Origin of the sequence: Edaphobacter paludis (assembly GCF_039993895.1) — a bacterium.
In the GTDB taxonomy this organism is placed as follows: domain Bacteria; phylum Acidobacteriota; class Terriglobia; order Terriglobales; family Acidobacteriaceae; genus Edaphobacter; species Edaphobacter paludis.
The window spans coordinates 2798893-2812550 of record NZ_CP121194.1 but is presented as its reverse complement, the minus strand read 5'-3'; the positions used below and the strand labels follow the sequence as shown (position 1 = coordinate 2812550).

Genomic DNA, 13658 nt, shown 5'->3' with positions numbered 1-13658 from the left:
CGATTCGTTATTGAGAGGCGTTTGCAACGTGCCGGTATACCGGCGCATAGCCGAGTTGTCGAGCGTAGGTAAGAATTCGTTCGAAATCGAGGCTGATCGTCGCTCCAGCTTTCTGCGTAACTTCATCTTCGATGGGCAGATCGAAATCGTCTGCGCCGAACCGAAGTCCATCGAGGGCGCGTTCATTCTGGGTTAGCACTGATGTCCGAATGCGTGGAATATTATCAAGATAAATTCGGCTCAGGGCGAGATGGCGCAGGTATTCGGAGGTGGTGATTTCGATCCCGCCAATCTGAGTGAAGTAGGGCTTGAAGGTCCAGCAGAGAAAACTGGCGAGGCCGCCGGTTTCATCTTGAAATTTACGAGTGCGTTCCAGATGCTCGATGCGTTCATCGAGCGTCTCATCGAAGCCGATCACCATGGTGGCGGTGGTCTTGAGTCCAGCTTCCACGATGGCTCGTTGCGCGAAAAAGTACTCGTCGACCGTGTACTTGAATTTGGAGTGGCGAGCGCGGAAGTCTTCGGTGAGAATCTCGGAACCGCCGCCTGTGATCCAGCGTACCCCGGCGGCCTTCAGTCGTTCTGCGGTCTCCCCGTAGCTCAGTTTTGCGTGGTCCGCCAGGTAGAGGAATTCGGCAATTGTAAGGGCATAGAACTCGATGGAATCGCCGTATCGCGCTCGGATCGATGCAAATAAGTCGCAATAGTAGCTAAGTGGAAGCTGCGGATTGAAGCCGCCGTTGAAGGCCGCCAGGTCTCCGCCCAGAGCACGTAGCTCATCGAGCTTGGCGAATACGTCTTCATGGCTCAACACATAGCCTCCGTCCGCTCCCGGCAGCTTGTAGAAGGCGCAGTAATCGCATTGGGCGACGCAGACATTGGTGTAGTTGATGATGCGCATCACCATGTAGGTACAGGCGTCTGGCGCGTGGAACCGGCTGCGAACGACGCCGGCTAGGGAGCACAGATCAGCGTCTGAGGCATTCTTCCAGAGCCAGCGGGCATCGTCGTCTGTAATGCGCAGACGTTGGTTCACCTTCGCGGCAATCTCCACAAGCTGGTTGTCAGTCGCTACAGCGTTACCCATAAATTCATTGTATGGCGTTGCGGGGTTGAGATTGAATTAGCGGTCATGGACGAGCAGCGAAACTTTCGCGGATATGGCTGCGTCAATTGTTTCCAGTAGGGAATAATTTCCAAGTGAATCCTGGAAGTCTATAAATCTTTCGCTCGAGTTTTCTGACGGTTGCACCTTCTCATCGTTTTTCCCGTGATTGTTTGGTACCAAAGGAGTATTCCCTGATGCATCGTTTTACCCGAGTTGTTCTATCTGCTTTTGTCTTTTCCGCTACGCTCACCCCTCTCGCGCTTGCCCAGAATCTACCGACCTCGTGGGTCGATAAGGATACCGGGCACAGGGTCATCCGCCTTACCAACGAGCCCGGCTCGTCCGGCTTCTACTTCAACGTCAACGCATATACGCCAGACGGTAAGGAGATGGTCTACAACGCGCCGGATGGAATCCATGTCATGGACCTTGCCACACGCAAGACCAGACTTCTGGTTCCCAACCCGCCACGCCCGGAAAACACAGACGGCGCCAGCGGACTTCGTTTAGGAGTGCACACGATCGTTGTTGGCAAAAAAACGCCGAGCGTTTTCTTCTCGAAGTTCGATGCGGCTACAAAGACCGGCTCTGTATACTCCGCCAACGTGTACACGGGTGCAATCAAGAAGCTGGCTACCCTGCCGCCGCGCGCGAACGTGGTTACGGTCAACGCCGATGAGACCTTGGCCGCTGGCACCTACATTGAAGGAAAAGGTGCAGACTATGGCGAGCATCGCGTGAACCCTCCCGGGGTAAAGCCGGGCTTTCTGGTACAGCCGCAGAACAAGGGGCAAATGATGGAGCAGCGGCTGGCCGCGCATCTGCCGCTCGTACTCTTCACCATCAATCTGCAGACAGGCAAGATGACGACGTTGCTGCACAGCACCGATTGGGTCAACCATCTCCTCTTTTCGCCGAGCGATCCGACCCTGCTGATGTACTGCCATGAAGGTCCGTGGCAGAAGGTCGATCGCATCTGGATGATCCACACCGATGGCACGCACAATACGCTGATTCACAAGCGCACCATGGCGATGGAGATTGCCGGACACGAATTCTGGGGTCTGGATGGCCAGACGATCTGGTACGACTGGCAGTATCCCAAGGGCGAAGACTTCTTCCTTGCCGGTTACAACCTGCAGACGCATAAGAGAACCGCCTTCCACATGCAGCGCAACGAGTGGTCGATTCACTTCAATCTGACCAAGGACCTCGATCTCTTTACCGGCGACGGTGGCGACCCTGGCCAGGTAGCGAAGGCGCCGGATGGCGAGTGGATCGAACTTTTTCACCCGGAGATGTTAAAGGTTACAGGCATCAACGAGCCTGACTTTTGGCAGCCTGGTGTCTTTCATGCCGAGCACCTGGTCAACATGTCTCATCACAACTACCGGCTTGAGCCGAACGTCCGCTTTTCGCCCGACAAGAAACTGGTTATCTTTACCAGTAATATGTTTGGCGACAGCTATGTGTTTGCCGTTGAGGTTGCGAAGGCCGTGAACCCGTCCGCGTCGGAGATTCATTCCACTCCCGCTTTAGCGAAGCAGTTCAACCCGGTCGACCCGACACCGCTGCACACGCCTGCGGCGAAGAAGTAAAAACGTGGATGTTCCCGGCGCCGCGGCCCATGCGTGCCGGGAACATTCCGAGTTTCTGATGTGGGATGTCCTCTGCCCGAAGAACGTGTTTCGTGTAATCTGGGCAGGCTGTTATCCCACGACGATCGGACTGCCCAACTGCAACACGCCGTTACATCCAGCGAAGAGATGCATATACAGCGCCGCCGCTGGCGCATCGCGTGGCTGTTGGGAATCGGCGTGCTGGTCAACTACTTTGACCGCGTGAATCTGTCGGTCTCCCATGAAGCCCTCATCACTTCCTTTGGCATCTCGGCAGTGACGTTCGGCTATCTCTCGGGAGCGTACAACTGGACCTACGCTATGTTCCAGCTACCGATTGGCGTGCTTTTGGATAAATTTGGTATCCGACGCGTTGGACTCATCGGAACGTTTTTGTGGGGCATAGCTTCTTTTGGCGCGGCCATTACCCCTAATCTCGGCGGATTCTTTGCGGCGCGACTCCTGCTGGGTGTAGGCGAGGCACCCACGTTTCCTTCGAACGCAAAGGCGATTGGCTATTGGTTTCCCGCGCGAGAGCGATCTACTGCCACAGCGATCTTCGATTCCGCAGCCAAGTTTTCTTCCGCCATCGGCGTACCCATTATCGGTATTCTGTTGCTGAAGGTTGGCTGGCGGTGGAGCTTCGCCATCACGGGCTTCGTCAGCCTCATTTATTTTCTTTTCTTCTGGAAGATCTATCGCGATCCTAAAGACGATCCAAAGCTAAGCGACGTTGAGCGAAAACACATAGCGGACGATGCAGATCCTGAGATGGTGGATGACGGGTATAGCGGCCATGTATCGCTCGGATTCCTGCTGCGACAACGAAAAATGCTTGCGATGGTGCTTGGTTTTGGATCCTATAACTATGTTTTCTATTTGTTGCTGACATGGCTGCCCAGCTATCTTTCTTCTGCCCTGCATATCGATCTGCTGCACTCCTTTCTCTATACGGGAGTGCCCTGGCTGGTTGCGACCGCAGCCGATTTGATCGTGGGCGGATGGCTGGTCGATGCCTTGCTTCGCCGCGGATGGAATGCAAACCTCGTTCGCAAGGGGGTTCTTATCGGCGGCACTGTTCTGGGGCTCGGTATCATCGGCGCTGCTCATGCGCATAGCGCCGCGCGAGCACTCATCTGGATCAGTATTTCGATTGGCGGCCTTTCGGCTGCCGCTCCGGTAGGCTGGTCAATCCCTTCGCTCATCGCGCCGCGCCACAGTGTAGGTAAGGTCGGCGGCATCATGAATTTTTCAAACCAGATCTCAGGAATTGCCGCGCCGATCATTACCGGCTACGTGGTTGCTGCGACCCGGTCATTTGCGTGGGCGTTCGGCGTGTCCGCGGTGTATCTGCTGATTGGCGTCGCCGCCTACATCTTCATGCTGGGAAAAATCGAACCGATGGCACCGGAGCCTCAGCGTGCAGCATGAGGCTTGCTACACAGTGGCACGCATGGCTCCGGTTGAGATGCCCCCGTCAACCAGAAGTGTCTGCCCGGTGATGTAGCGGCTGGACTCCGAGGCAAGAAAGACGACAGCTCCTTCGAGGTCACGTGGCTCGCCCGGGCGCTTCACCGGAATGCGGTCCTTCAGGTACTCCACCCATTGCTCGTTTTGATAGAGCACGGTGTTCTGTTTGGTGTGGAACCATCCCGGGGCGAGGCAGTTGACGGTGATGCCATGTTTGCCCCAGTCATCGGCGAGACTCATCGTCAATTGCCGAATGCCACCGCGGCTTGCTCCATAGGGCGCGAGGCCTGCGTACCCGAAGACGCTGGTCACAGAACCGACATTGACGATGCGGCCATAGCCATGCGGCACCATGCGGCGCGCCATCTGCTGCGCGACAAAAAAGCTGCCGCGAAGATTGGTGTCGAGTATAAGGTTCCAGTCATCCCACGTGACGTCCAGAGCAGGCTTGCGCACATTGCATCCGGCATTGTTGACGAGGATATGGATCTGCCCGCACGCTGCTTCAGCCTCGGCGGCCATGCGCTCGATGCTGCCCTGATCACGTACATCGAGCGCGAGCGGAGTCGCCTTGCGACCCATCGCTTCAATCTCGGCGACGAAAGAAGTTAAGTCATCACGGTTCCGGCTGGTAAGGATGAGATCCGCTCCAGAGTTGGCCAGAGCGCGAGCGAAGATCTGCCCGAGGCCACGACTGGCTCCGGTAACAAGGGCTGTCTGCCCGGTCAAATCGAAGAGGGGATTGGTCATGATCTGGCTGCACCTTCGCGTGGATCGAGAACGATCTTCATCAGGTTGGGTTCATGCACGTAGAGTCGCTTGAACCACTCCGGGCCGTCGATCAAAGGAGCGACGGCAGTAATGAGTGGTCCCACTTTGATCTTTCCTTCCGCGATCAATTGCATCGCCTCCGGATATTCGCCCGACGAGGCGCAGGAGCCTTGCAGGCGTATCTGCCGCGAGACGACCTTCTGCAAATGGATCGTGACCTGCGGCGTGATATTGCCCACCAGCGTAACCGTGCCGCCCTTGCGCACACAGTCGATTGCGGAGCCAACGGTTTCATTGCGGCCCACGGCTTCGAGCACAACATCTACTCCATGTCCTTCCGTCCGCCGTAAGATCTCGTCGAGCAACTCTGTACCAGAAAGTTGAAGCGTCTGGTCTGCTCCAAGATCCGCGGCGAGCTTCAACCGAGTGGCATCAATGTCCGCCACAAAGACACGAGAACAGCCCGCAGCGCGAGCCGATTGTAGCAACAGCAATCCAATCATTCCTGCGCCGATGACCAGCGCCGTCTCTCCGCCCTTTATCTCGGAGACATGCACACCATGCAGGGCCACCGAAACCGCCTCAAGCATAGCCGCTTCCGCAAATGACAACGCCGCGGGCAGAGAGTACAGAATCCGTTCAGGGACACTCACATATTCGGCGAACGCCCCGTTCCGGCGGAATTCGCCACAGGAAACACCCACCACCTGCCGATTGTCGCAGAGGTTGACCTCACCCTTCCTACAGAAGTCGCACTCACCGCAGTAGACGGTTGAGTCGAAGGTGACACGATCACCCTTAGCAAATTTGCTGACCTTCGAGCCGACAGCGGCGACAACGCCCGCCGCCTCGTGCCCCATCACAATAGGAGGAATGCGTCGGCCGGTCGAGCCGTCATACCCATGCACATCACTGCCGCAGATGCCGCAGGCGGCTACCTGCACAAGAACGTCATCAGGACCGGGAGCGGGCGTGGGCAAGTCCTGAAGTTGAAGATTTTTATACTCGGAGAGCAGGAGAGCCTTCATCGTAGTTAGAACCTTTCAGCTAAAGGGTACAACGTACTTTAACAGATGCGTACAACATCGATATTGAGAAGCAGGCCAAGCTTTTCCAGCTTGTCGGCAATGTGGCCAAGTCCGACGGCACAGTGATGAGCGGGGGCTTGTTCATTCCAACGCTGGATGAAGTTGCGGGCACCCACAGGAAAGCGGTAGCGGCTGTTGGTGTTGCCAATCTGGAGAATGGGGCCGGCCTCGACCTGCCCCTCAGCCACGAGCAGTTTAAAGCCCCGATCCTTGCTCTCGACGACAGAAAGCAGCGTGACCGGGCCATATTTGACGCTCATCTCGACAGAGAGGCCGCGGCCGATTTTGCCGTGATAAACGGTGAGGGGGCGGACCTTTGTTTTGCCCTCCGCGATCCCAGCGTGGCCCGGCCCATCATGCCCCAGCAGCACAACGTCCTGCGCAAAATCGGTGGCATAGTATTCGGTGAAGGATCCTCCTGCGCCAAAGCTGTCGAGGATCTTCATAGCGAGGACATTTTTTATCTCGTACTCGCCCGCGACAGGAATACCCCGGCTGGTAAGCAGGGAAGTCCCCAGAATGATGGACGTAACCGTCTCTTCGTTCATCTCGCAGCCGGAGCCCTTGTAGAAGTAAGCGAGCGCCCCGAGCCGGTGGCTTTTGACAAACTGTTCGAGCGCGGCAGACGTGCGTGCGGCGCGTTGGAGTTCGCTGGCGGAGCAGTCGGGCTGGATATCGAAGGCTTGGGAGAAGGATGCCCGATGGCGTTGAACTTCGTCTTCCGGAGCATCGAGCCTCATGCGGCTGAGTTCGTCGATCTCGACGACTTCAAGATGCGTGCCGAAGATTGAGGCGACGGCGGTGAGGTCGGTAGCGATGTCGAGCATCCCGTTGTAGTAGTGGCCCATAAGGCCGACGCGAGTATGGCTCAGCGTATGCGCAACCTGTGCGGCATCGATCCACGCGTGGATCTCGCGCCAACATTCAGGGTCGTCGTCAAGGACGCCGGTGACCTGATGAAACGGAATACCGGAACGCGCAAAGACGTTGGCCAACTCGGGAACGGGACAGGCAGAGCAGTAGGCGAGCCACTCGCCGGTCATGGCGGTGCGGTCGGTAAGGGCATTAAAGTGTGCGTAATCGAGGGCGGCGGTGGGTTGTAGATTGAGCACCAGAACTGGCACCTTGGCCCTGCGAACGATGGGAAGCACGGTCGAAGAGAGCGCGTAGGTCGTGACGTAGATGACAAGAATGTCTACGTCCTGCTGGCGCGCCTCATGGCTGACGGCGAGGGCGCGCTCAGGCGAGTCGACGAGGCCAAAATTGACTATGTCTCGATTAGCGCCAGAAAGCCGCTGTTCGACCGTGTGAACGTATCCCTTCAGACGCTCTTCGAGTCCCGCAAACTGTTCCCAATAGGCCGCGAGCCCAATACCGAAAAGTCCCACCCGCAGGTTTTCAAAGTTATTCATGCAACTCATCCTCTATATACGATCGAGATAAATCATTTGCGTTTCGCGGCTTTGATGCGAGCGACCTCATCCATTCGTTGGGCCAGCAGCTTCTCACGTCCTTCGCCCGTCGGTTGATAGTAACGGCGTCCGGCGAGACTCGGCGGCAGGCACTCCATGTCCGCCACCCGGCCTTCTACATCGTGCGCGTACTGATAGTCCTTGCCGTAATCAAGCTCCTTCATCAGCTTGGTCGGGGCATTCCGCAGATGCAGTGGTACGGGCTCTGCCGCTGTCGCCTCAATATCGGCCTTCACCGCGCCATACGCCACATAGACTGCATTCGATTTCGGTGCCAGCGCAAGATACACCACCGCCTGCGCGAGTGCCAGGCCACCCTCCGGCTGCCCCAGAAAATGCATGGCGTCCTTGGCCGAAAGGCAAAGGTTCAGTGCCTCTGGAGCCGCCAGCCCAATGTCCTCAACCGCCATGCGTACGATGCGCCGCGCACAATACATGGGGTCTTCGCCCGCCTCCAGCATTCGGCCCAGCCAGTAGAGAGCGGCGTCCGGATCGGAGTTGCGAACGCTCTTATGCAGCGCCGAGATGATGTCGTAGTGCTGCTCGCCTTTCTTGTCGTAGAGCAGTACCCTCCGCTGCATTGCCTCGGATGCGATCGCCTTGGTGATGGTTCGCCGCTTGCGCCCTTCCGCGAGCTTTGCCGCTACATCGAGAGCATTGAGAGCGTTGCGCGCGTCCCCGCTCGAATAGGATGCAATGGTCGAAAGCGCGTCTTCGTCCGCGCTCAATCCGGAGCCGCCAAGCCCACGCTTGTCGTCGCTCAAGGCCCGCTGCAACAGAGCCACAATCTGCTCTTCGGTAAGCGCCTGCAGCGTATAGACACGGCATCGTGACAGCAGAGCGGCAATAATCTCAAACGAAGGATTCTCCGTTGTCGCGCCGATCAGCCGGATCGTCCCGCGTTCCACATACGGCAAAAATGCATCCTGTTGAGCTTTATTGAAGCGGTGAATCTCATCCACAAACAGAATTGTGCGCGACCCGAAGCCAGCCGCCTTCTCCGCCTCCACCATCACCTGCTTGATCTCTTTGATCCCCGAAAGCACCGCAGAGAATTCGATGAAACTGGCCGAGGTCATGTGAGCAATAATCTTCGCCAAGGTCGTCTTGCCCGTTCCCGGTGGCCCCCAGAAGATCATCGACGTAGCGTCGTCGGCTTCAATCGCCAGACGCAACGGCTTACCCGGCCCCAGGAGATGGTCCTGGCCAACATACTCGTCCAGAGTCTGCGGCCGCATTCTCTCCGCGAGCGGGGCTTGCCGCCCATGCGACGCCGCGGCAGAGAGGGGAGAAGCATCGAACAGGCTCATCGCATACTCCTCTGCCGCGAAGCTTCATACAGCAACAGAGATCCCGCGATCGCTGCGTTGAGGCTCTCCACCGGCCCAGGGCAGGGAATCGTCACCCGTGCATCGGCCATCTCCATCCACTCCGCCGTCAGCCCTGCTCCTTCGTTGCCAATCATCAATGCGCATCCCCTGGAGAAGTCCATCTCCTGCGCCACAATCGTTTCGGAATCATCGAAACCCACCGCAGCGATCAGTCGAACACCGCGTAATTTCAGGCCCGCAACCTCTTCCATTGTCGCCGCTACAACCGGCATCCGAAATACGCTGCCTACACTTGCGCGCAGGGCTTTCTGGTTCCACGCGCTCACGGTTCCCGGCGTGGTCAGCACTCCGGTCGCTCCAAATGCCTCCGCAGAGCGTACCAGCGTCCCCAGATTTCCCGGATCCTGCAACCCTGCTGCAATCAGGATCAGCGGCGTTCCGCGCAGCACGTCTTCCATCGCATGCATCGGCGGCACAATCAAAGCAGCCACCCCCTGCGGGGCACGTGTCTCGACGACGCTCTCAAACACCTCATCGGTGAGCCGCAACACCTCTACCCCGCGCGGAACGATTGCCGGCAGCTCACGGCGCTCGCTCACGAAGACCGTCTTCAGCACCATCCCGCTCCGCAGCGCCTCGGCCAGCAGATGGTCGCCTTCGATGGCCACCATTCCTCCGCTCAACCGCGCATGACCCGCAAACGCTGCACGCAATTGCTTGACGCGACTATTGGCGCGGCTGGATACGATGGAAGCGGGCGCAGCTTTTTCAAAGAAAGTCATCAGGAAAATCTTACGCTGTCCCTTGTCCTGCGCTTGAGGGCAAGCAAGCGTCGTGATGAAGAGAGCAATGCTGATATCCTGATGCAGGTTCGCGGCGACCATGCCGCATGACCTGCCTAACCTGCTGAACCAAGGCACAGGAGCCAGATTTGACGGCCCAGATACTCCGCATCCATCCCGACGAGCCTGAACCGGAGCTGATCAGCCAGGTGGTCAGCAACCTGTACCGTGGTAGTGTCGTCGCCCTGCCGACCGACACCTTCTACGGACTCGCCGTGGATCCCGTCAACCTGAAGGCGGTCGACCGTATCTACGAGCTGAAGACCCGCGCTCGGCACAAACCTTTATCGCTTCTCATCGCCCAGGTCGCGCAAGCGTATGAGATTGCCCGACAGCTCGACTCCGCCTTCGATCGTCTCGCGGAAAAATTCTGGCCCGGCCCGCTTACCATCATTGTCAAGGCGGGCTCCAGGCTTCCGCTCCGGGTTACCGCCAACACGGGCAACGTAGCTCTACGAGTACCCGAGGCGGCGATCCCTCGCGCTATCGTCGCGGCGCTCGGCCTGCCCATTACCGCCACCTCCGCCAATCTCCAGAGCTTCCCCGAATGCACCTACGCGAATTGTGTGCGCGAACAGTTGGGCGACAAGATACCGCTGATCGTCGATGGCGGCCCCACCGCCCGTTCGATTCCGACCACCATCGTTGATCTCTCAGGAGGGGGAAACTCGTGGATGATCCTCCGCGAAGGCGCCATTCCCACTCATGAAATAGCGTTGACGTTGCAACGGTGAGACGCAATCGATAGAAAAGGTAAACACGAGATTTCTTTCCATCGACGCTCATGTACCGTAGACTCATCTTTCATTGCTGATGACCGTTTCTTCCTCCAACCTGCGCCCCTCACGCCGCTCCTCTACAGGTAGTATTTTTCTTCGTCGTTTGATTGGAATCCTGCTGTTGGTGGCTTTGGGCTGGTTTGTCTGGGTCTATCAGCAGATCTCGCAGGTCGCCGGCGAGGATCAGGCCCAGCCAGCCGACGCCATCGCCGTGTTTGGTGCGGCCGAATACTCCGGTCATCCCTCTCCGGTCCTACATGCCCGTCTCGATCACGCCGTCGAGCTTTACCGCAAACAGATTGCGCCGCTGGTCATCACGCTCGGCGGAGGTGGCGATAAGGACTCCGGCCATACCGAAGGAGGCGTAGGCCGGGACTATCTGCTCGCCAACGGCATTCCCTTCGGCAACATCATCGCCGAAACCCGTTCGACCGACACCGAGCAGCAGGTTCACCGCCTCGCCGCCATTGCCCGCGAAAACAATCTCAAATCCATCATCGTTGTCAGCGATGGCACTCATCTTTTCCGTGTCCGCGAGCTCTGCCAGGCTGTCGGGCTACACGTCTATACCTCGCCGCGGCCCATGCTGGGCCATATCAGCAACTACGAGCTGGCCATGCGCTACTTCCACGAGATGCTCAGCTACACGGCTTGGCAGATGAAACTGGATCCGGCTTGGCTGCATAGCTGGCTCGAAGGCAAATCCGAGCTTTAGCCTTTATCTATCAGAGGATTCTGCCCCGGAACAGCAGCCACATTACGGCAATCATCGCTGCAAAAAGGGTCGAGCTGAAGTTAACGAGATCGTTCCCCAGCCAGCCGATCCTCTCAACGGTTGCCCCTAGCACACTGTCGAAGAGCAATCCCGCGCATGCCGCTGCGAAGATCAGCAACGCATCCGGACGGAAAGCAGGATGCATCGTGCCTGCGGCCACCACCAGAGCGGCAGCCGCAACACCAGTGGCGGTTCCGGCTACGCTGATTCCCCCGTCGGTCCCGCCGGGAACCCGCCGCAATGAAGTGATCAGCCACGCCTGTCCGCCGACAGCCTGCCCAATCTCGGATGAAACAGTGTCGGCGGCGGCCTCTGAGAGCGCGGCGATGCAGCCGGCATACCAACCCATGGAGGCGCAGAGCGCCGCAACGCCAAGATTGGCCACAATCTGCGCGGCACGTCTGCCACTTCGGCCCTCGGCCAGCCTCTGCAACTCCTTTTTCGACCTGCCAAACCGCGTAGCCGCAAAAGTGAGCAGGAAGAGCACAACCAGCGCCAGCAGAGCACCAAACCCCGGCTGCTGCGCAAGTATCGTGCAGACCAGAAACCCAATTGCCGCAGCGGGCCAGGTCGCCGCCTTCAGCAGCGACACCAACACCGCGAAGGCAGCACTCAGCAGCAGTGGCATGATCCACGGCGTAAGCGAAGAGCTGCGCGCCGCTGCATGGACCGGTGCATAAGCCGCCCCTGTCGCCAGCAGAGGAGTGACGATCCAAACCAGAGCGGCACTTTGCTGTTCGTCCCGGCGCGAGGGGATCGTCTTTTGCGCTTCCATCTTCTGCATTTCCTCTTCTGTCAACAGTCACATGCTCGCCGGTGATTTACAATCAGTCCTTGAGCTTAGCCAACACCAGCATCACGGCGGGAGTAGTTTTGCATTCAGCAAGAATTGAATCAGAAGCAAACACACAGCCCCACGCACAGCACCTCACTCGGTCTGTAACGCGGTTCGCATTCAGGTTCGCTCTGGTAGCGGCCGTATCGGCGTCTCTTATCGGATGTGGAAATACCTATCGGCCGGTGGTTACTGCCATCAATCCCGTCGGTCCGGGGGGCCAGCCGACCAAATATGCGGTCGCGATTTCCACTACGGGAGCGAGCACGCCTGGGTTGGCAACGTTCGTTGATTTTTCCGGGGACACCGTGCTCATCACGGCGAGCATTGGCGTCGACCCCTACTATCTTGCGGTCAGTTCAGACGGCACTACCGGCTACACGCTCAACCGGGACACCACGGTCAACAGCTTCGACATCTCCCCTGCGCTGTTGAGTACCCAGGTGCTTCAGACCACTCTGCTCTCTGGTGCGAACCCGGTCAGCATTCTTCCCCAGGGTCTTCATACTTATATCGCGGAGCCGGGTCGGTCTGCGGTTGCCGATCTGGCGGGATCTCCGCCCAAGTTGAACCAGGAGTTTGGTCCCGTATCGAATCCGACTTACGTGGTCGGAGTTACGAATGCGCCTCGGGTCTATACGCTCGGCTCGGACAGCTCGGGCCATGGTCAGGCTTATACCCTCGAAACGACGACCGACACCATTGACCAGACTCCGATCACGATCGGCAGCAATCCGGTCTATGGCGTGATGACGGCAGATGGCAAACGCGTTTTCACGATGAACAAGGGAGATGGTACGGTCAGCGTCATCAACGCCCAGACTAACCTGTTGGATACGGTACCGAGTACCGGTAAGAGTTTCATTCCAGTTGGCACGAATCCCCTTTGGGCTGATTTGGTCCCAACCCGCAACGAGCTGGTTGTCGCTAACGCAGGAAATGGCACTTCGCCCGGTTCGGTCAGCATCATCAGTATTCCGCTCTGCTCGGTCACCACGGTTACCGGCAATCAGAATTCCGGCTGTGATCCGACTAACCCGGTGGACGCTACGGGATTCGGCACGGTCCTCGCCACGGTTCCGGTTGGCGTCAATCCGGTGATGGTCGCCGTATTGCAGGACGGCACGCGTGCCTACGTCGCGAACGCCGGAGATCCCACGCTCCCTTGCGCGGCTGTTGCAGTCGCTGGACAGAGCACGGTATGTTCCGTCTCCGTGATCAACCTCACCACGAATACAGTCACCGCGACGATCACCAGTCTGCCTGACGCTGCATGTGCGGCCGCAAAGCCAGCTGTTCTATGTGGGCGTCCAAACTGGATCGCCGCTACGACCGGAACACCGACCGGAAAGGTCTATGTGACCTCTGGCGACTCGAACAATATGTCGGTCATCCGCACGGACATCGATGCGATTGATACCATTGTTCCCCTGCAAGGGAAGGGTGTTGCGGTTCGGGTCACCGCTCCTTAGCAGCTTGAAATAGCTCTTTGGGCGATCCAGGCACCCCATGTCCCGATTTGGGACATGGGGTACCGGCTGACAGACGAAGGAATTGGTTCGTTACTA

General features: G+C 58.1%; 12 protein-coding genes. 5 read left to right on the top strand and 7 right to left on the bottom strand.

Annotated features, from left to right (window positions below; translation table 11 throughout):
* Nucleotides 1–7: 7 nt before the first annotated feature.
* Nucleotides 8–1087: a radical SAM protein gene (locus tag P4G45_RS11695; RefSeq protein ID WP_348266654.1), complete on the bottom strand. Its 1080-nt coding sequence runs from the start codon at nucleotides 1085–1087 to the stop codon at nucleotides 8–10.
* A 215-nt stretch (nucleotides 1088–1302) separates the two neighbouring features.
* Here P4G45_RS11695 and P4G45_RS11690 point away from each other — a divergent pair, with 215 nt between their 5' ends.
* Both P4G45_RS11690 and P4G45_RS11685 read left to right on the top strand, forming a co-directional pair.
* Nucleotides 1303–2706, top strand: a complete 1404-nt coding sequence (locus P4G45_RS11690; RefSeq protein WP_348266653.1) for an oligogalacturonate lyase family protein — start codon at nucleotides 1303–1305, stop codon at nucleotides 2704–2706.
* A 168-nt stretch (nucleotides 2707–2874) separates the two neighbouring features.
* On the top strand, nucleotides 2875–4158 hold the full coding sequence (locus P4G45_RS11685; RefSeq protein WP_348266652.1) for an MFS transporter: 1284 nt from the start codon (nucleotides 2875–2877) through the stop codon (nucleotides 4156–4158).
* A 6-nt stretch (nucleotides 4159–4164) separates the two neighbouring features.
* Here P4G45_RS11685 and P4G45_RS11680 read toward each other — a convergent pair whose 3' ends face one another.
* Genes P4G45_RS11680 through P4G45_RS11660 form a run of 5 tightly spaced genes read right to left on the bottom strand, consistent with a single transcriptional unit; the run spans nucleotide 4165 to nucleotide 9743 of the window.
* A complete protein-coding gene (locus P4G45_RS11680) occupies nucleotides 4165–4947 on the bottom strand; it encodes a glucose 1-dehydrogenase (RefSeq protein ID WP_348266651.1) in 783 nt (260 codons plus the stop codon).
* Nucleotides 4944–5996, bottom strand: a complete 1053-nt coding sequence (locus tag P4G45_RS11675; protein ID WP_348266650.1) for a galactitol-1-phosphate 5-dehydrogenase — start codon at nucleotides 5994–5996, stop codon at nucleotides 4944–4946. The genes P4G45_RS11680 and P4G45_RS11675 overlap by 4 nt, the downstream gene beginning before the upstream one ends.
* A gap of 38 nt (nucleotides 5997–6034) precedes the next feature.
* Nucleotides 6035–7468 carry an arabinose isomerase gene (locus P4G45_RS11670; RefSeq protein WP_348266649.1) on the bottom strand — a complete coding sequence of 478 codons (1434 nt, stop codon included), beginning with the start codon at nucleotides 7466–7468 and terminating at the stop codon, nucleotides 6035–6037.
* Nucleotides 7469–7500: 32 nt separating this feature from the next.
* The gene (locus P4G45_RS11665) at nucleotides 7501–8838 is read right to left on the bottom strand and encodes a replication-associated recombination protein A (RefSeq protein ID WP_348266648.1); all 1338 of its coding nucleotides are present in this window, start codon (nucleotides 8836–8838) and stop codon (nucleotides 7501–7503) included.
* Nucleotides 8835–9743 (bottom strand): RNA methyltransferase, encoded by a 909-nt coding sequence (locus P4G45_RS11660; protein ID WP_348266647.1) that lies wholly within the window; start codon nucleotides 9741–9743, stop codon nucleotides 8835–8837. Before P4G45_RS11660 ends, P4G45_RS11665 begins: the two co-directional genes overlap by 4 nt.
* Nucleotides 9744–9790: 47 nt before the next feature.
* Between P4G45_RS11660 and P4G45_RS11655 the strand changes: the two genes are divergently transcribed.
* On the top strand, nucleotides 9791–10435 hold the full coding sequence (locus P4G45_RS11655; protein WP_348266646.1) for an L-threonylcarbamoyladenylate synthase: 645 nt from the start codon (nucleotides 9791–9793) through the stop codon (nucleotides 10433–10435).
* A 79-nt stretch (nucleotides 10436–10514) separates the two neighbouring features.
* On the top strand, nucleotides 10515–11195 hold the full coding sequence (locus P4G45_RS11650; RefSeq protein WP_348269254.1) for a YdcF family protein: 681 nt from the start codon (nucleotides 10515–10517) through the stop codon (nucleotides 11193–11195).
* A gap of 10 nt (nucleotides 11196–11205) precedes the next feature.
* Here P4G45_RS11650 and P4G45_RS11645 read toward each other — a convergent pair whose 3' ends face one another.
* Nucleotides 11206–12039 (bottom strand): DUF92 domain-containing protein, encoded by an 834-nt coding sequence (locus tag P4G45_RS11645; protein WP_348266645.1) that lies wholly within the window; start codon nucleotides 12037–12039, stop codon nucleotides 11206–11208.
* 236 nt (nucleotides 12040–12275) lie between these two features.
* Here P4G45_RS11645 and P4G45_RS11640 point away from each other — a divergent pair, with 236 nt between their 5' ends.
* A complete protein-coding gene (locus P4G45_RS11640) occupies nucleotides 12276–13562 on the top strand; it encodes a YncE family protein (RefSeq protein ID WP_348266644.1) in 1287 nt (428 codons plus the stop codon).
* The last annotated feature ends 96 nt before the right edge of the window (nucleotides 13563–13658 follow it).

What these genes read in the sequence shown, in the direction of transcription:
- P4G45_RS11665 (WP_348266648.1), bottom strand. Translation starts at nt 8,838, where the DNA reads ATGAGCCTGTTCGATGCTTCTCCCCTCTCTGCCGCGGCGTCGCATGGG.
- P4G45_RS11660 (WP_348266647.1), bottom strand. Translation starts at nt 9,743, where the DNA reads ATGGTCGCCGCGAACCTGCATCAGGATATCAGCATTGCTCTCTTCATC.
- P4G45_RS11695 (WP_348266654.1), bottom strand. Translation starts at nt 1,087, where the DNA reads ATGGGTAACGCTGTAGCGACTGACAACCAGCTTGTGGAGATTGCCGCG.
- P4G45_RS11650 (WP_348269254.1), top strand. Translation starts at nt 10,515, where the DNA reads ATGACCGTTTCTTCCTCCAACCTGCGCCCCTCACGCCGCTCCTCTACA.
- P4G45_RS11645 (WP_348266645.1), bottom strand. Translation starts at nt 12,039, where the DNA reads ATGCAGAAGATGGAAGCGCAAAAGACGATCCCCTCGCGCCGGGACGAA.
- P4G45_RS11670 (WP_348266649.1), bottom strand. Translation starts at nt 7,468, where the DNA reads ATGAATAACTTTGAAAACCTGCGGGTGGGACTTTTCGGTATTGGGCTC.
- P4G45_RS11675 (WP_348266650.1), bottom strand. Translation starts at nt 5,996, where the DNA reads ATGAAGGCTCTCCTGCTCTCCGAGTATAAAAATCTTCAACTTCAGGAC.
- P4G45_RS11690 (WP_348266653.1), top strand. Translation starts at nt 1,303, where the DNA reads ATGCATCGTTTTACCCGAGTTGTTCTATCTGCTTTTGTCTTTTCCGCT.
- P4G45_RS11680 (WP_348266651.1), bottom strand. Translation starts at nt 4,947, where the DNA reads ATGACCAATCCCCTCTTCGATTTGACCGGGCAGACAGCCCTTGTTACC.
- P4G45_RS11685 (WP_348266652.1), top strand. Translation starts at nt 2,875, where the DNA reads ATGCATATACAGCGCCGCCGCTGGCGCATCGCGTGGCTGTTGGGAATC.